This window comes from Serratia sp. BNK-17, assembly GCF_048684935.1.
In the GTDB taxonomy this organism is placed as follows: domain Bacteria; phylum Pseudomonadota; class Gammaproteobacteria; order Enterobacterales; family Enterobacteriaceae; genus Serratia; species Serratia nematodiphila.
Genome location: NZ_JBLQTR010000001.1, coordinates 372,084 through 392,794, shown reverse-complemented (window position 1 = coordinate 392,794; position 20,711 = coordinate 372,084). Strand labels below are relative to the sequence as shown.

At 58.2% G+C, this 20,711-nt stretch carries 18 protein-coding genes; 16 read left to right on the top strand and 2 right to left on the bottom strand.

What is annotated here, in order from left to right:
* Positions 1–48 precede the first annotated feature (48 nt).
* The gene (locus ACMGF7_RS01960; RefSeq protein ID WP_004939895.1) at positions 49–1,341 is read right to left on the bottom strand and encodes a citrate synthase; all 1,293 of its coding nucleotides are present in this window, start codon (positions 1,339–1,341) and stop codon (positions 49–51) included.
* A gap of 729 nt (positions 1,342–2,070) precedes the next feature.
* Between ACMGF7_RS01960 and sdhC the strand changes: the two genes are divergently transcribed.
* The 8 genes from sdhC to sucD all read left to right on the top strand — a co-directional run bounded on the left by sdhC (position 2,071) and on the right by sucD (position 11,827).
* Positions 2,071–2,460, top strand: coding sequence for a succinate dehydrogenase cytochrome b556 subunit (gene sdhC / locus ACMGF7_RS01955; protein WP_004939893.1), 390 nt, complete (start codon positions 2,071–2,073; stop codon positions 2,458–2,460).
* On the top strand, positions 2,454–2,801 hold the full coding sequence (gene sdhD, locus ACMGF7_RS01950) for a succinate dehydrogenase membrane anchor subunit (protein WP_004939891.1): 348 nt from the start codon (positions 2,454–2,456) through the stop codon (positions 2,799–2,801). The genes sdhC and sdhD overlap by 7 nt, the downstream gene beginning before the upstream one ends.
* Positions 2,802–4,568 carry a succinate dehydrogenase flavoprotein subunit gene (gene sdhA, locus ACMGF7_RS01945; protein ID WP_015376974.1) on the top strand — a complete coding sequence of 589 codons (1,767 nt, stop codon included), beginning with the start codon at positions 2,802–2,804 and terminating at the stop codon, positions 4,566–4,568. It begins immediately after the preceding gene.
* Positions 4,569–4,584: 16 nt separating this feature from the next.
* On the top strand, positions 4,585–5,301 hold the full coding sequence (locus ACMGF7_RS01940; protein WP_015376975.1) for a succinate dehydrogenase iron-sulfur subunit: 717 nt from the start codon (positions 4,585–4,587) through the stop codon (positions 5,299–5,301).
* A 275-nt stretch (positions 5,302–5,576) separates the two neighbouring features.
* On the top strand, positions 5,577–8,384 hold the full coding sequence (sucA, locus tag ACMGF7_RS01935; RefSeq protein WP_015376976.1) for a 2-oxoglutarate dehydrogenase E1 component: 2,808 nt from the start codon (positions 5,577–5,579) through the stop codon (positions 8,382–8,384).
* Between the two features lie 64 nt (positions 8,385–8,448).
* Positions 8,449–9,666, top strand: coding sequence for a 2-oxoglutarate dehydrogenase complex dihydrolipoyllysine-residue succinyltransferase (gene odhB, locus ACMGF7_RS01930; RefSeq protein WP_015376977.1), 1,218 nt, complete (start codon positions 8,449–8,451; stop codon positions 9,664–9,666).
* Positions 9,667–9,788: 122 nt separating this feature from the next.
* Complete coding sequence (gene sucC, locus ACMGF7_RS01925) at positions 9,789–10,955, top strand: ADP-forming succinate--CoA ligase subunit beta (protein ID WP_015376978.1); 1,167 nt, start codon at positions 9,789–9,791, stop codon at positions 10,953–10,955.
* Positions 10,955–11,827, top strand: coding sequence for a succinate--CoA ligase subunit alpha (gene sucD, locus ACMGF7_RS01920; protein ID WP_197842919.1), 873 nt, complete (start codon positions 10,955–10,957; stop codon positions 11,825–11,827). The genes sucC and sucD overlap by 1 nt, the downstream gene beginning before the upstream one ends.
* A 72-nt stretch (positions 11,828–11,899) precedes the next feature.
* Here the strand turns inward: sucD and ACMGF7_RS01915 are convergent, their stop codons facing one another.
* Positions 11,900–13,798 carry a bifunctional metallophosphatase/5'-nucleotidase gene (locus ACMGF7_RS01915; RefSeq protein WP_049240190.1) on the bottom strand — a complete coding sequence of 633 codons (1,899 nt, stop codon included), beginning with the start codon at positions 13,796–13,798 and terminating at the stop codon, positions 11,900–11,902.
* Positions 13,799–14,481: 683 nt separating this feature from the next.
* Here ACMGF7_RS01915 and cydA point away from each other — a divergent pair.
* The 8 genes from cydA (at position 14,482) to tolA (ending at position 20,595) form a co-directional block, all read left to right on the top strand.
* On the top strand, positions 14,482–16,050 hold the full coding sequence (gene cydA / locus ACMGF7_RS01910) for a cytochrome ubiquinol oxidase subunit I (RefSeq protein WP_004939873.1): 1,569 nt from the start codon (positions 14,482–14,484) through the stop codon (positions 16,048–16,050).
* 14 nt (positions 16,051–16,064) lie between these two features.
* Entirely contained in the window at positions 16,065–17,204 is a 1,140-nt protein-coding gene (cydB, locus tag ACMGF7_RS01905; RefSeq protein WP_015376980.1) for a cytochrome d ubiquinol oxidase subunit II, read from the top strand.
* 17 nt (positions 17,205–17,221) lie between these two features.
* Entirely contained in the window at positions 17,222–17,335 is a 114-nt protein-coding gene (gene cydX, locus ACMGF7_RS01900; protein ID WP_004939868.1) for a cytochrome bd-I oxidase subunit CydX, read from the top strand.
* On the top strand, positions 17,335–17,631 hold the full coding sequence (gene ybgE / locus ACMGF7_RS01895) for a cyd operon protein YbgE (protein ID WP_004939866.1): 297 nt from the start codon (positions 17,335–17,337) through the stop codon (positions 17,629–17,631). Before cydX ends, ybgE begins: the two co-directional genes overlap by 1 nt.
* Positions 17,632–17,761: 130 nt before the next feature.
* The gene (ybgC, locus tag ACMGF7_RS01890) at positions 17,762–18,166 is read left to right on the top strand and encodes a tol-pal system-associated acyl-CoA thioesterase (protein ID WP_004939863.1); all 405 of its coding nucleotides are present in this window, start codon (positions 17,762–17,764) and stop codon (positions 18,164–18,166) included.
* The gene (gene tolQ, locus ACMGF7_RS01885; RefSeq protein WP_004939862.1) at positions 18,163–18,846 is read left to right on the top strand and encodes a Tol-Pal system protein TolQ; all 684 of its coding nucleotides are present in this window, start codon (positions 18,163–18,165) and stop codon (positions 18,844–18,846) included. The genes ybgC and tolQ overlap by 4 nt, the downstream gene beginning before the upstream one ends.
* Before the next feature lie 12 nt (positions 18,847–18,858).
* Positions 18,859–19,287: a colicin uptake protein TolR gene (gene tolR / locus ACMGF7_RS01880; RefSeq protein ID WP_004939859.1), complete on the top strand. Its 429-nt coding sequence runs from the start codon at positions 18,859–18,861 to the stop codon at positions 19,285–19,287.
* Positions 19,288–19,368: 81 nt separating this feature from the next.
* Entirely contained in the window at positions 19,369–20,595 is a 1,227-nt protein-coding gene (gene tolA, locus ACMGF7_RS01875) for a cell envelope integrity protein TolA (protein ID WP_420286343.1), read from the top strand.
* The last annotated feature ends 116 nt before the right edge of the window (positions 20,596–20,711 follow it).

Genomic DNA, 20,711 nt, shown 5'->3' with positions numbered 1-20,711 from the left:
ACGCCGCCCGAAAGGGCGGCGCTGTGCGGTTTCAGCCGGGGAAGCGGCTTACTTGGTTTTCAGCTGGGATTTGAAATCACGCTCGGCATAGCCGGTGTACAGCTGACGCGGACGGGCAATTTTGATGCCTTCGTCGTGCATTTCGTTCCAGTGGGCGATCCAGCCGATGGTGCGCGCGATGGCGAAGATCACGGTGAACATGGAAGAAGGAATGCCCATCGCCTTCAGGATGATGCCGGAGTAGAAGTCGACGTTCGGGTACAGTTTCTTCTCGATGAAGTACGGGTCGTTCAGCGCGATGTGTTCCAGCTCCATCGCCACCTGCAGCAGGTTGTCGTCCTTCTTGTTCAGCTCTTTCAGCACTTCGTGACAGGTCTCGCGCATCACGGTGGCGCGCGGATCGTAATTCTTGTACACGCGGTGGCCGAAGCCCATCAGGCGGAAGGAGTCGTTCTTGTCCTTGGCGCGCTTGATGAATTCCGGAATGTGCTCGACGGTCTTGATCTCTTCCAGCATTTTCAGCGCCGCTTCGTTGGCGCCGCCGTGCGCCGGCCCCCACAGGGAGGCGATGCCGGCCGCGATGCAGGCGAACGGGTTGGCGCCGGAAGAGCCGGCGGTGCGCACGGTCGAGGTAGAGGCGTTCTGCTCATGGTCGGCGTGCAGGATCAGGATGCGATCCATGGCGCGTTCCAGTACCGGGTTCACCACGTACTCTTCGCACGGGGTGGCGAACATCATGTGCAGGAAGTTGCCGGCGTAGGACAGATCGTTGCGCGGGTAAACGAACGGCTGGCCCAGGGAGTATTTGTAGCACATCGCGGCCACGGTCGGCATTTTGGACAGCAGACGGAACGCGGTGATTTCACGGTGACGCTCGTTGTTGACGTCCAGCGCATCGTGGTAGAACGCCGCCAGCGCGCCGGTCACGCCGCACAGCACCGCCATCGGGTGCGAGTCGCGACGGAAGCCACGGAACAGATGGGTGATCTGGTCGTGGATCATGGTGTGGCGGGTAACGGTGGTTTTGAAGGTCTCGAACTCTTCCGGCGTTGGGGTCTCGCCGTACAGCAGGATGTAGCACACTTCCAGGTAGGAAGATTCTTTCGCCAGCTGCTCGATAGGGAAGCCGCGGTGCAGCAGCACGCCTTTGTCGCCGTCGATGAAGGTAATCTTGGATTCGCAAGAAGCGGTGGAGGTAAAGCCGGGATCAAATGTGAAATAACCTTTGGAACCCAGAGCGCGGACATCGAGGACATCAGGGCCCAGTGTCGGTGTCAATACGCCCAGTTCGATCGGAGCTTCGCTGTCGTTAATGGTTAGCGTCGCTTTCTTATCAGTCATTTACTGTCTCCTTAGCGCCTTATTTTTAAAACCACTAACAACTGAAATACCTTAAATCTCTGCAGGTTGCCCGCAAAAAAATGGTGCGGACGCTAACTCTGTGAGCGACTGCGCAACTGTGCGCGGGTAGGGTACAGAGTGCTGACCAGGCGAACGAGACGGGTGACCAGTTGTTAACGATTCATAGTAATTCGTTATAGTCTGTTAATCTTACCTATGAGCTGTTCGAAGAGATGTGAACCTATCCCAATAATCTGTTTTTATGTGCTTTATTTGCTTTTGACGCCGGCAAACTCGAGCGGGAAACAACGGCTATTGGGATAGGTTCGCCAAATACACTGTTGCATAACTCGAACCCGGGAGGAAGTGTATCTGCTGACCCATAGCGCATCATAGGACCGTTTGTGCCCCTATATGTAATGGAAATGTTGATCTCTTGTCAAATCAGATAATTAATTTTGCACTAATTGTGAAATCCGTGATCTGAATCACTGTTCGGGGGAAATGTTATCAAAGCGGTTGTATGAGAATTGTAATCAGAATGTGATCCTCCTATACTGCCGCCAGGTCTCCGGATTACCCTGAAGTAGGAGCACCCAGCGTTATAAATGCGCGCCGTTTGAGCACAGAGGATGTTGATGTTTGAGCGCGTGACGTGTAAGGGTTTTAGGCTCTTAACGCTGTCTGATCCCCGCCCAGGCCCGGAGGAAGGAAAATAATAAGAGCTGTGTGGGCAAATACGTGAAAAAACAACGACCTGTCAACTTGGATCTGCAAACGATCCGGTTCCCCGTAACTGCGATAGCGTCTATCTTACACCGAGTCTCTGGCGTAATTACCTTCGTTGCCGTGGGTATCCTCCTCTGGCTGCTGGGCCTGTCACTCTCTTCCCAAGAGGGGTTCCTGCAGGCGGCCGCCATCATGAATAGCTTCATCGTCAAATTCATATTCTGGGGCATCCTCACGGCGCTGGCCTATCACATTTGCGGTGGCATCCGTCACTTGTTAATGGATTTTGGCTACATCGAAGAGAGTTTGGCCGCCGGCACCCGTTCCGCCCAGGTGGCGATCGGTCTGACCGTCGTGCTGTCAGTTCTGGCTGGAGTCCTCGTATGGTAAACAACGTTTCTGCATTAGGGCGCAACGGCGTGCACGATTGGCTGCTGCTGCGCGCTTCCGCTATCATCATTACCCTGTACGTCCTGTATATCCTGGGCTTTTTCGTCACGGCTCCGGAACTCACTTATGACATCTGGCGCGGTTTCTTCGCCACTTCCATTACGAAAGTGTTCACTCTGCTGACCCTGCTGTCGATTCTGGTGCACGCCTGGATCGGGCTGTGGCAGGTGCTGACGGACTACGTCAAGCCGCTGGCGGTTCGCCTGGTGTTGCAGCTGGCTGTCGTGGTCGCGTTGCTGGTCTATTTACTGTACGGAACAATCGTAGTGTGGGGTGCTTAAATGAAACTGCCAGTCAGAGAGTTTGATGCCGTCGTAATCGGCGCCGGCGGTGCGGGCATGCGTGCCGCGCTGCAAATTTCCCAAGCGGGCTCGACCTGTGCCCTGCTGTCCAAAGTTTTCCCGACCCGTTCCCATACCGTGTCCGCACAGGGCGGCATCACCGTCGCGCTGGGCAACAGCCACGAGGACAACTGGGAATGGCATATGTACGACACGGTGAAAGGTTCCGACTATATCGGTGACCAGGACGCCATCGAATATATGTGTAAAACCGGCCCGGAAGCGATTCTGGAACTGGAACACATGGGGCTGCCGTTCTCTCGTCTGGACGACGGCCGCATCTATCAGCGCCCGTTCGGCGGCCAGTCGCTGAACTTCGGCGGCGAGCAGGCGGCGCGTACCGCAGCCGCAGCCGACCGTACCGGCCATGCGCTGCTGCACACCCTGTATCAACAGAACCTGAAAAACCACACTACCATCTTCTCCGAGTGGTATGCGCTTGATCTGGTGAAAAACCAGGACGGCGCGGTGGTCGGCACCACGGCTATCTGCATCGAAACCGGTGAAGTGGTTTACTTCAAAGCCAAGGCCACCGTGCTGGCGACCGGCGGCGCTGGCCGCATTTACCAGTCCACCACCAACGCCCACATCAACACCGGCGACGGTGTCGGCATGGCGCTGCGCGCCGGCGTGCCGGTGCAGGACATGGAAATGTGGCAGTTCCACCCGACCGGCATCGCCGGCGCGGGCGTGCTGGTGACCGAAGGCTGCCGCGGCGAAGGCGGCTACCTGCTGAACAAGCACGGCGAGCGCTTCATGGAGCGTTATGCGCCGAACGCCAAAGATCTGGCGGGCCGCGACGTGGTTGCCCGTTCGATCATGATCGAAATCCGCGAAGGCCGCGGCTGCGACGGTCCTTGGGGCCCGCACGCCAAGCTGAAGCTGGATCACCTGGGCAAAGAGGTGCTGGAATCCCGCCTGCCGGGCATTCTGGAACTGTCCCGCACCTTCGCGCACGTCGATCCGGTGAAAGAGCCGATCCCGGTTATCCCAACCTGTCACTATATGATGGGTGGCATTCCGACCAAGGTGACCGGCCAGGCGCTGACCGTGAACGAGAAAGGCGAAGACGTGGTGATCCCGGGGCTGTTCGCCGTGGGCGAAATCGCCTGCGTATCGGTGCACGGCGCCAACCGCCTGGGCGGCAACTCGCTGTTGGACCTGGTGGTGTTCGGCCGTTCCGCCGGCATGCACCTGCAGGAATCGCTGGAAGAGCAGGGTGTGAGCCGTGACGCCAGCGACTCCGACGTGGAAGCTTCGCTGGATCGTCTGAACCGTTGGAACAACACCCGTTCCGGCGAAGACCCGGTCGAAATTCGCAAAGCGCTGCAGTCTTGCATGCAGCACAACTTCTCGGTATTCCGCGAAGGCGATGCGATGGCCAAGGGCCTGGAAGAACTGAAAGTGATCCGTGAACGTCTGAAGAACGCACGCCTGGACGATACCTCCAGCGAGTTCAACACCCAGCGCATCGAATGCCTGGAGTTGGATAACCTGATGGAGACCGCGTATTCCACCGCCGTGTCGGCCAACTTCCGTACCGAGAGCCGTGGCGCGCACAGCCGCTTCGACTATCCGGAACGCGATGACGCCAACTGGCTGTGCCATTCGCTGTATCTGCCGCAATCGGAAAGCATGACGCGCCGCGAAGTGAACATGCAACCGAAGCTGCGCCCGGCATTCCCGCCGAAAGTGCGTTCTTACTAATTGCGGAGATCGACAGATGAAACTCGAATTTTCCATTTATCGCTACAACCCGGATGTCGATGACGCGCCGCACATGCAGGACTACACCCTGGAAGCGGAAGAAGGTCGCGACATGATGCTGCTGGATGCGTTGATCCAGCTGAAAGAAAAAGACCCGACCCTGTCGTTCCGTCGTTCATGCCGCGAAGGCGTGTGCGGTTCCGACGGCCTGAACATGAACGGTAAAAACGGCCTGGCGTGCATCACCCCGGTTTCGTCGCTGCGCAAAGGCAACGGCAAGATCGTGATCCGTCCGCTGCCGGGCCTGCCGGTGGTGCGCGATCTGGTGGTGGATATGGGCCAGTTCTATACCCAATATGAAAAGATCAAGCCATACCTGCTGAACGACGGCAAGAACCCGCCGGCGCGCGAGCACCTGCAGTCGCCGGAGCAGCGCGCCAAGCTGGACGGTCTGTACGAGTGCATCCTGTGCGCCTGCTGTTCGACCTCTTGCCCATCGTTCTGGTGGAACCCGGACAAGTTCATCGGCCCAGCCGGTCTGTTGGCGGCGTATCGCTTCCTGATCGACAGCCGTGACACGGAAACGCAAGAACGTTTAGATGATCTGGACGACGCTTTTAGTGTTTTCCGCTGCCATAGCATTATGAATTGTGTCAGTGTATGTCCTAAAGGCTTGAACCCGACGCGTGCGATCGGGCATATCAAGTCCATGCTGCTGCAACGCGGCGCATAAACGGAATGAGATGCTGCGCCGGGCTCTTTTCCGGCGCACGTCCCATAGGGGAGGGAACCTCTAAAAACTGACCCGCGGCTGCGGCGCTATGCAGCCTGGTTCTTCCGCCGGTTTTTAGAGGTTCCTTGTAAGGGACCGCAAGGTCCATAACAGAACGTATCGGGCCGACATGGCCGCAAGTACGTCGAGTGAACCGTTTTACGGCAAACCGTATTCATCACGGTAATTATGTTAACCACGGCGAAAACTAAAGCTTCAAAGCTTAAGGGATCATGATGCAGAACGGCGCAATGAAGGCCTGGCTGGATTCCTCCTATCTGGCGGGCGCGAACCAGTCTTACATAGAGCAGCTCTATGAAGACTTCTTAACCGATCCGGGTTCCGTTGAAGATAGCTGGCGTTCCATTTTTCAACAGCTACCAACCGCGGGTGTCAAACCCGATCAGCTTCACTCTCAAACGCGCGATTACTTCCGCCGCCTGGCGAAAGACTCCGCGCGCTACAACACCACCATCACCGATCCGGAAACCGACGCCAAACAGGTCAAGGTACTGCAGCTGATCAACGCCTTCCGCTTCCGCGGGCATCAGCATGCCAACCTCGATCCGCTCGGCCTGTGGCAGCGCGAGCAAGTTCCTGACCTTGATCCCGCTTACCACAACCTGACCGAAGCCGATTTCCAGGAAACCTTCAACGTGGGCTCTTTCGCCATCGGCAAAGAAACCATGAAGCTGGGCGATCTGTACGCCGCGCTGAAACAGACCTATTGCGGGTCGATCGGCGCTGAGTACATGCACATCACCAACACCGAAGAGAAACGCTGGATCCAGCAGCGCATCGAGTCGGTGGTGGGGCGCGCCAGCTTTACCGCCGACGAAAAACGCCGTTTCCTGAACGAGCTGACCGCGGCGGAAGGCCTGGAGCGCTACCTGGGCGCCAAATTCCCGGGCGCCAAACGCTTCTCGCTGGAAGGCGGCGACGCGCTGGTGCCGATGCTCAAAGAGATGGTGCGCCACGCCGGCAAGAACGGCACGCGCGAAGTGGTGTTGGGCATGGCCCACCGCGGCCGTCTGAACGTGCTGATCAACGTGCTGGGCAAAAAGCCGGCCGATCTGTTCGACGAATTCGCCGGCAAGCATAAAGAACACCTCGGCACCGGTGACGTGAAATATCACCAGGGCTTCTCCTCCGACGTGGAAACCGAAGGCGGCATGGTTCACCTGGCGCTGGCGTTCAACCCGTCGCACCTGGAGATCGTCAGCCCGGTGGTCATGGGGTCGGTACGCGCCCGTCGCGATCGTCTGGACGAAGCGCGCAGCAACATGGTGCTGCCGATCACCATCCACGGCGACGCCGCCATCACCGGCCAGGGCGTGGTTCAGGAAACCCTGAACATGTCTCAGGCTCGCGGCTACGAAGTGGGCGGCACCGTGCGTATCGTCATCAACAACCAGGTTGGTTTCACCACCTCCAACCCGCTGGATGCGCGCTCTACCGAATACTGCACCGACATCGCCAAAATGGTTCAGGCACCGATCTTCCACGTTAACGCGGACGATCCGGAAGCCGTGGCCTTCGTCACCCGCCTGGCGTTGGATTTCCGTAACACCTTTAAGCGTGACGTGATGATCGATCTGGTCTGCTACCGTCGCCATGGGCACAACGAGGCCGACGAGCCGAGCGCCACCCAGCCGGTGATGTATCAGAAGATCAAGAAACACCCTACGCCGCGCAAAATCTACGCTGACGTTCTGACCGAACAGAAAGTGGCCAGCCTGGAAGATGCCACGGAAATGGTCAACCTGTATCGTGATGCGCTCGACCGCGGCGATTGCGTGGTTGAAGAGTGGCGTCCGATGAACCTGCACTCCTTCACCTGGTCGCCGTACCTGAACCACGAGTGGGACGAAGAGTACCCGAGCAAGGTTGAGATGAAGCGTCTGCAGGAGCTGGGCCGCCGCATCAGCACCGTGCCGGAAGCGATCGAAATGCAGTCGCGTGTGGCGAAAATCTACGCGGACCGCGCCGAGATGGCCGCAGGCAACAAGCCGTTCGACTGGGGCGCCGCCGAAACGCTGGCTTACGCCACCATGGCGGATGAAGGCATTCCAATCCGCATCTCCGGCGAAGACGCCGGTCGCGGCACCTTCTTCCACCGTCACGCGGTGGTGCACAACCAGAAAAACGGTTCGGTCTATGTTCCGCTGGCGAACATCCACAGCGGCCAGGGCGAATTCAAGGTCTGGGACTCCGTGCTGTCCGAAGAAGCGGTGCTGGCGTTCGAATACGGCTACGCCACGGCGGAACCGCGCACGCTGACCATCTGGGAAGCGCAGTTCGGCGACTTCGCCAACGGCGCACAGGTTGTTATCGACCAGTTCATCAGCTCCGGCGAGCAAAAATGGGGCCGTATGTGCGGCCTGGTGATGCTGCTGCCGCACGGCTATGAAGGCCAGGGCCCTGAGCACTCTTCCGCGCGTCTGGAACGCTATCTGCAGCTGTGCGCAGAGCAGAACATGCAGGTGTGCGTCCCGTCCACGCCGGCGCAGGTTTACCATATGCTGCGTCGCCAGGCGCTGCGCGGTATGCGCCGTCCGTTGGTGGTGATGTCGCCGAAGTCGCTGCTGCGTCACCCGCTGGCGATTTCTTCGCTGGACGAGCTGGCCAACGGCACCTTCCTGCCGGCGATCGGCGAGATCGACGACTTGGATCCGAAAGCGGTCAAGCGCGTCGTGCTGTGCTCCGGCAAGGTCTACTACGACCTGCTGGAACAGCGTCGCAAGAACGAGCAGAAAGACGTGGCCATCGTGCGCATCGAGCAGCTGTATCCGTTCCCGCATCAGGCCGTGCAGGCCGTGCTGGAGCAATACTCTCACGTGCATGATTTCGTCTGGTGTCAGGAAGAGCCGCTGAACCAGGGCGCCTGGTACTGCAGCCAACACAACTTCCGTGAAGTGGTGCCGTTCGGGGCTTCTTTACGTTACGCAGGACGTCCGGCCTCCGCTTCTCCGGCGGTGGGCTATATGTCCGTACACCAGAAGCAGCAGCAGGCTCTGGTGAACGACGCGCTGAATATTGACTAATGTTCGCTCGCTTGCCGGCCGAGGGGCCGGCAAGCAGATGATAAAAAACTTAAGGGAAAGCTAAATGAGTAGCGTAGATATTCTGGTTCCTGACCTTCCTGAATCGGTTGCCGATGCGACCGTAGCCACCTGGCACAAAAAACCGGGCGACAGCGTGCAGCGTGATGAAGTCCTGGTTGAAATCGAAACCGACAAAGTGGTGTTGGAAGTGCCGGCCAGTGAAGCGGGCATTCTCGATGCTATCGTGGAAGAAGAGGGCGCGACCGTGCTGTCTCGCCAGCTGCTCGGCCGCATCCGCCCAGGCGACAGCTCCGGCAAGCCGACCGCCGAGAAGAGCCAGGAGAAAGAGTCCACGCCTGCACAGCGCGCGACCGCGAGCCTGGAAGAAGAAAGCAATGACGCGCTCAGCCCGGCGATTCGCCGCCTGATCGCCGAACACGACCTCGATGCCGGCGCCATCAAAGGCACCGGCGTGGGTGGCCGCATCACTCGTGAAGACGTGGAAGCGCACCTGGCCAAAGGCGGCGCCGCCGCCAAACCGGCCGCCGCCGCTGAAGCCGCACCGCAGCCGGCTCTGGCCGGCCGCAGCGAAAAACGCGTGCCGATGACCCGCCTGCGCAAACGCGTCGCCGAGCGTCTGCTGGAAGCGAAGAACAGCACCGCGATGCTGACCACCTTCAACGAAATCAACATGCAGCCGATCATGGATCTGCGCAAGCAGTACGGCGAAGCCTTCGAGAAACGCCACGGCGTGCGTCTGGGCTTCATGTCCTTCTACATCAAGGCGGTGGTTGAAGCGCTGAAGCGTTTCCCGGAAGTGAACGCGTCGATCGACGGTTCCGACGTGGTTTACCACAACTACTTCGACATCAGCATCGCGGTTTCTACCCCGCGCGGCTTGGTGACGCCGGTACTGCGCGATGTAGACGCCATGAGCATGGCTGACATCGAGAAGAAAATCAAAGAGCTGGCCGTTAAGGGCCGCGACGGCAAACTGACCGTGGAAGAGCTGACCGGCGGTAACTTCACCATTACCAACGGCGGCGTATTCGGCTCGCTGATGTCCACCCCGATCATCAACCCGCCGCAGAGCGCCATCCTGGGCATGCACGCCATCAAAGATCGCCCAATGGCGGTCAATGGTCAGGTGGTGATCCAGCCGATGATGTATCTGGCGCTGTCTTATGACCACCGCCTGATCGACGGTAAGGAATCCGTCGGTTATCTGGTGACGGTCAAAGAGATGCTGGAAGATCCGGCTCGTCTGCTGCTGGACGTCTAGTAACCCTTGCCGGGCGCGGCGTGCCGCGCCCGCACTCTGTGCTATGTGGCCGGAAAACCATGCGGTTTACCGCGTAATAATGGTCCGGCTAAAAACCTTCAGAACTGAATGGATAGAACATCATGAATTTACACGAATATCAGGCAAAACAGCTGTTTGCTCGGTATGGCATGCCGGCACCGACCGGTTACGCCTGTACCACTCCGCGTGAAGCAGAAGAAGCCGCATCCAAAATCGGCTCCGGCCCGTGGGTGGTGAAATGTCAGGTTCATGCTGGCGGCCGCGGTAAAGCGGGCGGCGTTAAAGTCGTCAACAGCAAAGAAGATATCCGTGCTTTCGCGGAAGCCTGGTTGGGCAAGCGCCTGGTGACTTACCAGACTGACGCGCTGGGCCAGCCGGTTAACCAGATCCTGGTTGAAGCGGCGACCGACATCGATAAAGAACTGTACCTGGGCGCCGTCGTAGACCGCGCGACCCGTCGCATCGTATTCATGGCGTCTACCGAAGGCGGCGTGGAAATCGAGAAAGTAGCGGAAGAAACCCCAGAACTGATCCACAAAATGACCATCGATCCGTTGGCGGGTCCACAGCCTTATCAGGGCCGTGAGCTGGCCTTCAAACTGGGCCTGACCGGCAAGCAAGTCAGCCAGTTCGCCAAGATCTTCATGGGCCTGGCGACGCTGTTCCTGGAGCGCGACCTGGCGATGGTTGAGATCAACCCGCTGGTGATCACCAAGCAGGGCGATCTGGTGTGCCTGGACGGCAAACTGGGCGCCGACGGCAACGCCCTGTTCCGTCAGCCTGAACTGCGTGAAATGCGTGACCCTTCTCAGGAAGACGAGCGTGAATCCCGTGCGGCCCAGTGGGAGCTGAACTACGTTGCCCTCGACGGCAACATCGGCTGCATGGTGAACGGCGCCGGTCTGGCGATGGGCACCATGGACATCGTTAAACTGCACGGCGGTGAACCGGCCAACTTCCTGGACGTAGGCGGCGGCGCGACCAAAGAGCGCGTGACCGAAGCGTTCAAAATCATCCTGTCCGACGACAAGGTGAAAGCGGTTCTGGTTAACATCTTCGGTGGTATCGTACGTTGCGATCTGATCGCCGACGGCATCATTGGCGCAGTGGCTGAAGTGGGCGTTAACGTCCCGGTCGTGGTGCGCCTGGAAGGGAACAACGCCGAACTGGGCGCCAAGAAACTGGCGGACAGCGGCCTGAATATCATTGCTGCGACCAGCCTGACTGATGCGGCTCAGCAAGTTGTTGCAGCAGTGGAGGGTAAATAATGTCCATCTTAATCGATAAAAACACCAAAGTAATTTGCCAGGGCTTCACCGGTAGCCAGGGGACTTTCCACTCCGAACAAGCTATCGCTTACGGCACCAAAATGGTTGGCGGCGTCACCCCAGGCAAAGGCGGCACTCAGCACCTGGGTCTGCCGGTGTTCAACACCGTGCGCGAAGCGGTTGAAGCGACCGGCGCGACGGCCTCGGTCATCTACGTTCCAGCGCCGTTCTGCAAAGACTCCATTCTGGAAGCGATCGATGCCGGCATCAAATTGATCATCACCATCACCGAAGGCATCCCGACCCTGGACATGCTGACCGTGAAAGTGAAGCTGGACGAAGCCGGCGTGCGCATGATCGGGCCGAACTGCCCTGGCGTGATCACCCCGGGCGAGTGCAAAATCGGCATCATGCCTGGCCACATCCACCTGCCGGGCAAAGTGGGCATCGTTTCCCGCTCCGGCACCCTGACCTATGAAGCGGTGAAACAAACCACCGATGCCGGTCTGGGCCAGTCCACCTGTGTGGGTATCGGCGGCGACCCGATCCCGGGCTCCAACTTCATCGATATCCTGAAGATGTTCCAACAGGATCCGCAGACCGAAGCGATCGTGATGATCGGTGAGATCGGCGGCAGCGCTGAAGAAGAAGCGGCGGCTTACATCAAAGAACACGTCACCAAACCGGTTGTCGGCTACATCGCCGGCGTGACCGCGCCGAAAGGCAAGCGTATGGGCCACGCAGGCGCCATCATCGCCGGCGGCAAAGGCACGGCAGACGAGAAGTTTGCTGCGCTGGAAGCGGCGGGCGTGAAAACCGTCCGCAGCCTGGCGGACATCGGCGATGCGGTAAAAGCGGTGCTGAAGCACTAAGAACCTAGTACGAAATAACAATATCTCGACATGTTTGGCCACCCATTGGGTGGCCTTTTTTATGGGCGAAACTCAGAAACCGTTGAGCGCCTTGATCAGCGCGATCCGATCCTGCAGGCGGCGCTGCTGCACCGGATCCGCGGCGGCTTGCCGCTGCTGCTCCAGCGAGGCGAGGGCGGCGCGGTAATCGTCGGCGTTGCGGAACAGCGCGTCTTTGACGTTGATCGAGGCGACGTTGGTGTAGCGGCCATCGTCGGTGGTCGGCACCTGGATAACGCCTTCATTCAGCAGCCGTTTAACGATCGCCCGCTGCGGTTCGTATCCCTCCATGCCGATCAGTTTCCAGCGCTGCGGCGGCACGCCCTGGTATTGGCCGTGTTTCACTTCCGTCAGGTAGCGCAGGGCCAGGTGGCGAATGGTGCCTTCTTCTTCACCGTACTGCGCTTTGCTGTCGAACAGCACCGGGAAGGATTGCCCTTCCAGCGCGCCGCCCTTTTGCGTCAGGTGGCCCATGCGGTAACTGTTCATGCCCAGACGGATCGGCATATCGTCCGTGACCGGCGTGCCGTCCGCCAGGCGCAGATCGACGATGCGCGAACCGGCGGGTTGGCGCAGATCAATGGTGTAAGTGACGCCATCGAAGAAATCGTTGGTGGAATATTTGGACGAACGCCGCGCCGGGTTAAAGCTGTAGGTGACGTCGCCCGGCTGCAGTTGATTGAAGTAGCCGGCGGACCACTCCATGTAGCGTTTAAGCGCTTTACCGTTAAGCTGATAAACGGTGATCTCGCCGCCGGCGTATTGGTAGTTAAAGGCGATATCCTTGGCCTTGATGTCGCCGACGTCCAGCTTGGCGCGATCGTTGTCGATCTGCAGGGCGATCACCTGCGCCAGCGGCGCATAGTGCCGGGCGGCCTGCTGGAACAGCGCGCTGATGCCGGTGTCCTGCACGTGCACCTGAGGAATGCCGCGGAACTCGTCGGCAGGCACCAGATCGCTGCCGCTCAGCTTCGCTACCACCCGGTTGGCGTTGGCGCGCAAAATGTCATGATACGGCTGGTAGAGAGCCTGCATGGCGCTGTCCGGCGTCAGACCTTTGATCGGGTAGGTGTAGCTGTTTTTGTCGATCAGCGTGAATTTGCCGTCGCGGCGTTCAAATTGCAGATCGATGCGTGACAACGCGCGGCCGTATTTGTCCGGTTCGGTGATGATGACGCCGTTGACCACCGCCTTGTCGATCTTCACATGCATGTGGCCGGCGACGATTGCCGCCAGTTCCGGGTTGGCGTTGGCAATGTCGGCCACGCCGGTGCCCGGGCGCTGGTTCTCGTTGTCGATGCCCATATGCGCCACCAGTACGATGGCGTCGACCTGGCCGTCGATTTGTTTGATGACCTGTTTCACCGCCTGCACCGGATCGGTGAAGTTCAGCCCTTTGATGCGATCGGTGCCCTTGGCGAATTCAGCGGTCATCGGCGTGTCCATGCCGATAATGCCGATCTTCACGCCCTGGCGTTCGAGGATGGTGTAGGCCGGCAGATAAGGCTTGCCGTTGTCCCAGACGATGTTGCCCGCCAGCGCCGCGCCCTTGAACTGCTTGAGCGGGGTGGCCAGCACCGGCAGGCCGAAGTCGAACTCGTGATTGCCCATCACCCAGACATCGTAATTGAGCGCATTGAGGCCCAGCATCATCGGGCTGATGGCCTCATGCTTGAAGGTTTCAACGAAGTTGCCCTGAATAGTGTCGCCGGCGTCCACCAGGATCAGGTTAGGCTGCTCGGCGCGCACCTTTTTGACCTGAGTGGCTATCTGGCTCAGGCTGCCCGCCAGGTTTTCCGTGTCGCTGGCGTAGTCCCAGGGCACGAAGGTGCCGTGCAGATCGGAGGTGCCCAGCAGGGTGATGTTTACCGTTTCGGCGGCCATGGCGTTTCCCGAGAGTCCCAAGACAGAGGCAAAGATGATTTTTTTCATAACTTATTGTCACTCAATGGAATTTTAACATAAGTGGTCATTTTGCTACAAAATCGCAACCTTTACGATCCCATCGCGAGAAATAGACTAATATTGGAGAGAGATTTGTTGTTTTGTGACTGCAATCACTGTCACGGCTTAATGGAAATAAAAGGTTAATTATGTCGCAGAATAAGCGCGTAATAATACAATGGCGGCTCTTTTAAATTACATTTATTTAACACAAAAATATCATTAAAAAACAATTAAACCATTGCGCAACATGCCCTCAAGAAAAATAGGCGAAATGTGCTGATGAATATGGAAATAATATGCGGATAGGCTTAAATTGTCTCAGATCAAATTAGCCCGAAGTACCTCTTTCGGCTAAGATTTGACCTGTAACCAAAAGTCCAACCCACGTCACGTAAAAACCTATTTATTGTGTGGGATTGGGCGAGTATCATCCATGTTGTGATTATGGATGGTTGATCTTGTTGCATTTGTTACCCGTTGTCGGTTTTCAGTGGCGTGCTTGTCGGCGGCCCGAGGGGCTATTGGCCGAGTGTGCGGTTGAAAGCGGAGAAGCTGGATCAAATTTGTTGTGTTTAAGGGCATTCACTGCGGGGCGTTACTGGCGGCTTTGAAAGAAGTATGCCGATAACCGCGTGTCGGAGTCTTCCTGCGAGGAGCAAGGAGTCAAGATGTTTGATATTGTCGAACTGTCGCGCTTACAGTTTGCTTTAACGGCGATGTACCATTTCTTATTTGTCCCATTAACGCTCGGTATGGCGTTCTTGCTGGCAATTATGGAAACGGTATATGTCCTGTCTGGCAAACAAATCTATAAAGATATGACCAAATTCTGGGGAAAGTTATTTGCGATTAACTTTGCTCTGGGTGTGGCCACCGGTTTGACCATGGAGTTCCAGTTCGGGACCAACTGGTCGTATTTCTCTCACTACGTCGGCGATATCTTCGGGGCCCCACTGGCCATCGAAGGTTTGATGGCGTTCTTCCTTGAATCGACGCTGGTCGGCCTGTTCTTCTTCGGCTGGGATCGTCTGAGCAAGGTGCAGCACATGGCGGTAACCTGGTTCGTGGCCCTCGGCTCAAACCTGTCCGCGCTGTGGATCCTGGTCGCCAACGGCTGGATGCAGAACCCGATCGCGTCGGATTTCAACTTCGAAACCATGCGCATGGAGATGGTCAGCTTCTCCGAGCTGGTGCTTAACCCGGTTGCGCAGGTGAAATTCGTTCACACCGTGGCTGCAGGCTACACCACCGGCGCCATGTTCGTGCTGGGCATCAGCGCTTACTACCTGCTGAAGGGCCGCGACATCGCTTTCGCCAAACGCTCCTTCGCCATCGCCGCCAGCTTCGGCATGGCTGCGGTGCTGTCGGTGATCGTGCTGGGTGACGAATCCGGTTACGAAATGGGCGACGTACAGAAAACCAAACTGGCCGCCATCGAAGCGGAGTGGGATACCCAGCCGGCGCCGGCGTCCTTCACCCTGTTCGGCATTCCCGATCAGGACAAGATGGAAAACTCCTTCTCTATTCAGATCCCGTATGCGCTTGGCCTGATCGCCACGCGTTCCACCGACACGCAGGTCACTGGCCTGAAAGATCTGCTGGCGCAACATGAAGTGCGCATCCGCAACGGCATGAAAGCCTACCAGCTGCTGGAAGAGCTGCGCGGCGGCAATACCGATCCTGCGGTGCGTGCGGAATTCAACAAAACCAAGCAAGACCTGGGCTACGGCATGCTGCTGAAGCGTTATACCCCGAACGTCAGCGACGCGACGGAAGCGCAGATCCAGCAGGCGACCAAGGACTCCATTCCACGCGTGGCGCCGCTGTACTTCGCCTTCCGCATCATGGTGGCCTGTGGCGTGCTGATGCTGCTGATTATCGGCCTGTCCTTCCTGAGCGTGGTGCGCGGCCGCATCGGCCAGAAAAAATGGCTGTTGCGTGCGGCGCTGTATGGCCTGCCGCTGCCGTGGATCGCGGTGGAAGCCGGCTGGTTCGTGGCGGAATACGGCCGTCAACCGTGGGCGATTGGTGAGGTGCTGCCGACTGCAGTCGCCAACTCTTCGCTGACCGCGGGCGACATTCTGTTCTCGATGGGGCTGATTTGCGGCTTGTACACCCTGTTCCTGGTGGCTGAAATGTACCTGATGTTCAAGTTTGCGCGTCTGGGTCCAAGCAGCCTGAAAACCGGCCGCTACCACTTTGAACAACCGACTGCCGCCGTGCAGGAAGCGCGCTAAACAGGAGTCCACGTATGTTTGACTATGAAGTACTGCGATTTATCTGGTGGGTGCTGGTTGGCGTACTGCTGATCGGCTTCGCCGTCACCGACGGTTTCGACATGGGCGTCGGCATCCTGGTGCGCATCATCGGTAAAACCGATACCGAGCGCCGGGTGATGATCAACTCCATCGCCCCGCACTGGGACGGTAACCAGGTGTGGCTGATCACCGCCGGCGGCGCGCTGTTCGCCGCCTGGCCGATGGTCTACGCAGCGGCCTTCTCGGGCTTCTACGTCGCCATGATCCTGGTGCTGGCGGCCTTGTTCTTCCGCCCGGTCGGTTTTGACTACCGTTCCAAGCTGGAGAGCAGCCGCTGGCGCAACATGTGGGACTGGGGCATCTTCATCGGTTCCTTCGTGCCTGCGTTGGTATTCGGCGTGGCGTTCGGCAACCTGCTGCAGGGCGTGCCGTTCCATGTGGACGAATACCTGCGTCTGTTCTACACCGGCAACTTCTTCCAACTGCTGAATCCGTTCGGTCTGTTGGCAGGCGTGGTCAGTCTGACCATGCTGGTCACTCAGGGCGCGACCTACCTGCAGATGCGCACCACCGGCGAGATCCACCTGCGGTCACGCGCCGCAGCGCAGATCGCGACGCTGATCATGGCGGTATGCTTCCTGCTGGCGGGTGTGTGGCTGGTGAAAGGCATCGACGGCTACGTGATCACTTCGGCGCTGGACACCATGGCGGAATCCAACCCGCTGCGTAAAGAAGTGGCGCATCAGGCCGGCGCATGGCTGATCAACTTCAACAAGTATCCGCTGCTGTGGGCCTTGCCTGCACTGGGCGTGGTGCTGCCGTTGTTCACCATCCTGTTCTCGCGTCTGGAGAAAGGCGCGCTGGCGTTCGTCACTTCGTCGCTGACCATCGCCTGCGTCATCCTCACCGCCGGGGTCACCATGTTCCCGTTCGTGATGCCGTCCAGCACCGTGCCTAACGTCAGCCTGACCATGTGGGACGCGACGTCGAGCCTGTTGACGCTGAAAGTGATGACCGTCGTGGCGGCGATTTTCGTGCCTATCGTTTTGGCGTACACCAGCTGGTCGTACTACAAAATGTTCGGTCGCCTCGACAAGAACTACATCGAAAACAACAAGCATTCGCTGTACTAAGGATAAGGAGCTAAACCATGTGGTATTTTGCCTGGATTCTCGGAACGCTTCTTGCCTGCGCCTTCGGCATCATCACGGCGCTGGCGCTTGAGCAGAGCGAAGCGACCAAAGCTCAGCAAGACGGTAAGTAATGAGCTCGTCCGTGATTGACAAGCTGTACGCTGTCACCGACAAGGGCCCGGTTCGGGCCCTTTCCCTGGTGCTGGCGTTGATTTTGGCGGGGTGCGTGTTCTGGGATCCGACGCGTTTCGCCGCCAAAACCAGCTCGCTGGAGATTTGGGAAGGGCTGTTGCTGATTTGGGCCGTATGCGCCGGAGTGATCCACGGTTTCGGATTTCGCCCGCAGCGCAGCGTCTGGCGCGCTTTTTTCGCGCCGCTTCCTGCAATTGTGATCTTGTGCGCAGGATTACTTTACGTTTCTTTATAATCTCCCCGATGTCCCCACGTTATGGGCCCTCACGGCCCATAATTATTTTCATTCCCATCTTGTAACCCATTCCCAACCCGATCCGTCTTGCGTATAGTAGCAGCGTTAAATTGCATTGCTGGGAAGTAGAGTGAGTAATACGTTGTTTCGATGGCCGGTTCGCGTTTACTACGAGGATACCGATGCCAGTGGTGTGGTCTATCACGCCCGCTACGTCGCCTTTTTTGAAAGAGCGCGCACAGAGATGCTGCGTCAGCACAACTTTCATCAACAGCAGCTGCTCAGTGAACAAGTCGCTTTTGTCGTCCGGCGCATGACGGTGGATTATCTGGCTCCGGCTCGTCTCGACGAGCAACTGGAGGTCCAGAGTGAAATCACCTCTCTGCGCGGGGCTTCTCTCACGTTTGCTCAACGCATTGTCAATTCTGACGGGGCCCTACTGAGCCAGGCAGATGTCCTGATTGCCTGTATTGATCCACACCAAATGAAGCCAAGAGCGCTTCCTAAGTCTATTGTCGCGGAGTTTAAGCAGTGACTGACATGAACATCCTAGATTTATTCTTGAAGGCGAGCCTGCTGGTTAAGCTTATCATGTTGATTTTGATATGCTTCTCGGTAGCCTCCTGGGCGATCATCATTCAGCGCACCCGTATCCTCAATGCGGCGACGCGTGACGCCGAAGCCTTTGAAGACAAATTCTGGTCCGGTATCGAGCTTTCCCGTCTGTACCAGGAAAGTCAGGCGCGTCGCGATAGCCTGACCGGTTCTGAGCAGATCTTCCATTCCGGGTTCAAAGAGTTCGCCCGCCTGCACCGCGCCAACAACCATGCGCCGGAGTCGGTGATCGAAGGGGCGTCGCGCGCGATGCGCATTTCGATGAACCGCGAACTGGAAACGCTGGAAACCCATATTCCGTTCCTCGGCACCGTCGGTTCGATCAGCCCGTACATCGGCCTGTTCGGCACCGTGTGGGGGATCATGCACGCCTTTATCGCGCTGGGCGCGGTGAAGCAAGCCACGCTGCAGATGGTGGCGCCGGGTATCGCCGAAGCGCTGATCGCCACCGCGATCGGTCTGTTCGCCGCCATCCCGGCGGTAATGGCCTACAACCGTCTCAACCAGCGCGTCAACAAGCTTGAGCAGAATTACGACAACTTTATGGAAGAGTTCACCGCTATTCTGCATCGTCAGGCCTTCTCCAGCGACAGCAAATAAGTAGGAGGTAGCATGGCGAGAGTACGTGGACGTAGTCGGCGTGAGCTGAAGTCCGAAATTAACATCGTTCCGCTGCTCGACGTGTTGCTGGTGCTGCTGCTGATCTTTATGGCAACCGCGCCAATCATCACGCAGAGCGTGGAGGTTGACCTGCCGGACGCCACCGATTCCAAGACGGTGTCCAGCGATGACAATCCGCCGGTGATCCTCGAGGTTTCCGGTGTAGGTCAATACACCCTGGTGGTGGATCACAACCGTATGGAGCTGCTGCCGCCTGAGCAAGTCGCGGCCGAAGCCAAGTCGCGTTTGGCGGCTAACCCGAAAACGGTCTTTTTGATCGGCGGTGCGAAGGAAGTCCCTTACGATGAGATTATCAAGGCATTGAATATTCTCCATCAGGCGGGCGTGGCTTCCGTGGGGCTGATGACCCAGCCGATCTGACCGTAAGGCCAACGGCAACCCGGTTCCTGCGCTGCGGCCCAGGAACCCCGTATAAGCAACACCAGTTTTTGGGAATCTATTTTGGTAAAGGCAACTGAGCAAAACGATAAGCTGAACCGCGCCGTTATTGTTTCGGTCGTTCTGCACTTCATATTGATTGCCCTGCTGATTTGGGGATCGCTGCAGGAAAAGGTCGACATGGGCGCCGGCGGCGGTGGCGATGGCACCGTGGTCGGTGCGGTGATGGTCGATCCCGGCGCGGTGGTTGAGCAGTACAACCGCCAGCAGCAGCAGAGCAACGATGCGCAGCGTGCCGAAAAGCAGCGCCAGAAAAAAGCGGAGCAACAGGCCGAAGAGCTTCAGCAGAAGCAGACGGAGCAACAGCAGCGCCTGAAAGAGCTGGAGAAAGAGCGTTTGGCGGCGCAGGAGAAAGCCGCGCAGGACGCCAAAGCGCAGGCTGAGCAACAGCAGAAGGCGGCGGAGCAGCAGAAGCAGGCTGCCGAGCAGCAAAAAGCGGCGGAAGCCGCCGCAGCGAAAGCCAAAGAGCAACAGAAGGTCGCCGAAGCCGCCGCCGCCAAGGCGAAGGCTGAAGCGGACAAGGTCGCCAAGGCGCAGGCGGAAGCCCAGAAGAAAGCCGAAGCGGAAGCCAAGAAAGAAGCGGCCGCCGCAGCCGCCGCCAAGAAACAGGCGGAAGAGGCGAAGAAAGCCGCCGCCGCCGCGGCAGAGCAAAAAGCTGCAGAGGCTGCGGAGAAGAAAGCGGCCGCTGAAGCTGAGAAAAAAGCCGCAGCGGAAGCCGAGAAGAAGGCTGCCGCTGAAGCAGAGAAGAAAGCTGCGGCAGAGAAAGCGGCTGCCGCCAAAAAAGCCGCTGCGGACGCCAAGAAGAAGGCTGCCGCTGAGGCTGCGAAACAATCGGAGGAAGTTAGCGATCTGTTTGGCGGCCTGGCGGACGGCAAGAACGCGCCGAAGGGCGGCGGTGCCAAATCGAAGGGCGACGGTAAACCGGCCGGGCAGGGCAATGCCAAGACGGCTGGCGCCAGCGGGGCGGATATCAGCGGTTATATGGGGCAGATCCAAGGGGCGATTCAGAGCAAATTCTATGACGCCAGTTCGTTCGCCGGCAAAACCTGCGACCTGCGTATCAAGCTGGCGCCGGACGGCCTGTTGATAAGTGTACAAGCGGCGGGCGGCGATCCTGCTTTGTGTCAGGCCGCGGTCTCTGCCGCCAAGTTGGCGCATATACCGAAGCCGCCGAGCGATGCCGTTTATCAGCACTTTAAGAATTCTATCCTTGAATTCAAACCGCAATAACGGTTGATTGAGTGAGTAATATCACAGGGATGTACTAAGGTAACCAACAGGGATTATGTAGTTTTGCGTAAGTTGGTTTGTTAAAATTCTGCTAATTTATCGCAGGCATCCCGCCT

Bases quoted from the DNA above. Each gene is read 5' to 3' on its own strand.
- ACMGF7_RS01960 (WP_004939895.1), bottom strand. From the start codon at position 1,341: ATGACTGATAAGAAAGCGACGCTAACCATTAACGACAGCGAAGCTCCG.
- sdhD (WP_004939891.1), top strand. From the start codon at position 2,454: ATGGTAAACAACGTTTCTGCATTAGGGCGCAACGGCGTGCACGATTGG.
- sdhA (WP_015376974.1), top strand. From the start codon at position 2,802: ATGAAACTGCCAGTCAGAGAGTTTGATGCCGTCGTAATCGGCGCCGGC.
- ACMGF7_RS01940 (WP_015376975.1), top strand. From the start codon at position 4,585: ATGAAACTCGAATTTTCCATTTATCGCTACAACCCGGATGTCGATGAC.
- sucA (WP_015376976.1), top strand. From the start codon at position 5,577: ATGCAGAACGGCGCAATGAAGGCCTGGCTGGATTCCTCCTATCTGGCG.
- odhB (WP_015376977.1), top strand. From the start codon at position 8,449: ATGAGTAGCGTAGATATTCTGGTTCCTGACCTTCCTGAATCGGTTGCC.
- sucC (WP_015376978.1), top strand. From the start codon at position 9,789: ATGAATTTACACGAATATCAGGCAAAACAGCTGTTTGCTCGGTATGGC.
- sucD (WP_197842919.1), top strand. From the start codon at position 10,955: ATGTCCATCTTAATCGATAAAAACACCAAAGTAATTTGCCAGGGCTTC.
- ACMGF7_RS01915 (WP_049240190.1), bottom strand. From the start codon at position 13,798: ATGAAAAAAATCATCTTTGCCTCTGTCTTGGGACTCTCGGGAAACGCC.
- cydA (WP_004939873.1), top strand. From the start codon at position 14,482: ATGTTTGATATTGTCGAACTGTCGCGCTTACAGTTTGCTTTAACGGCG.
- cydB (WP_015376980.1), top strand. From the start codon at position 16,065: ATGTTTGACTATGAAGTACTGCGATTTATCTGGTGGGTGCTGGTTGGC.
- cydX (WP_004939868.1), top strand. From the start codon at position 17,222: ATGTGGTATTTTGCCTGGATTCTCGGAACGCTTCTTGCCTGCGCCTTC.
- ybgE (WP_004939866.1), top strand. From the start codon at position 17,335: ATGAGCTCGTCCGTGATTGACAAGCTGTACGCTGTCACCGACAAGGGC.
- tolR (WP_004939859.1), top strand. From the start codon at position 18,859: ATGGCGAGAGTACGTGGACGTAGTCGGCGTGAGCTGAAGTCCGAAATT.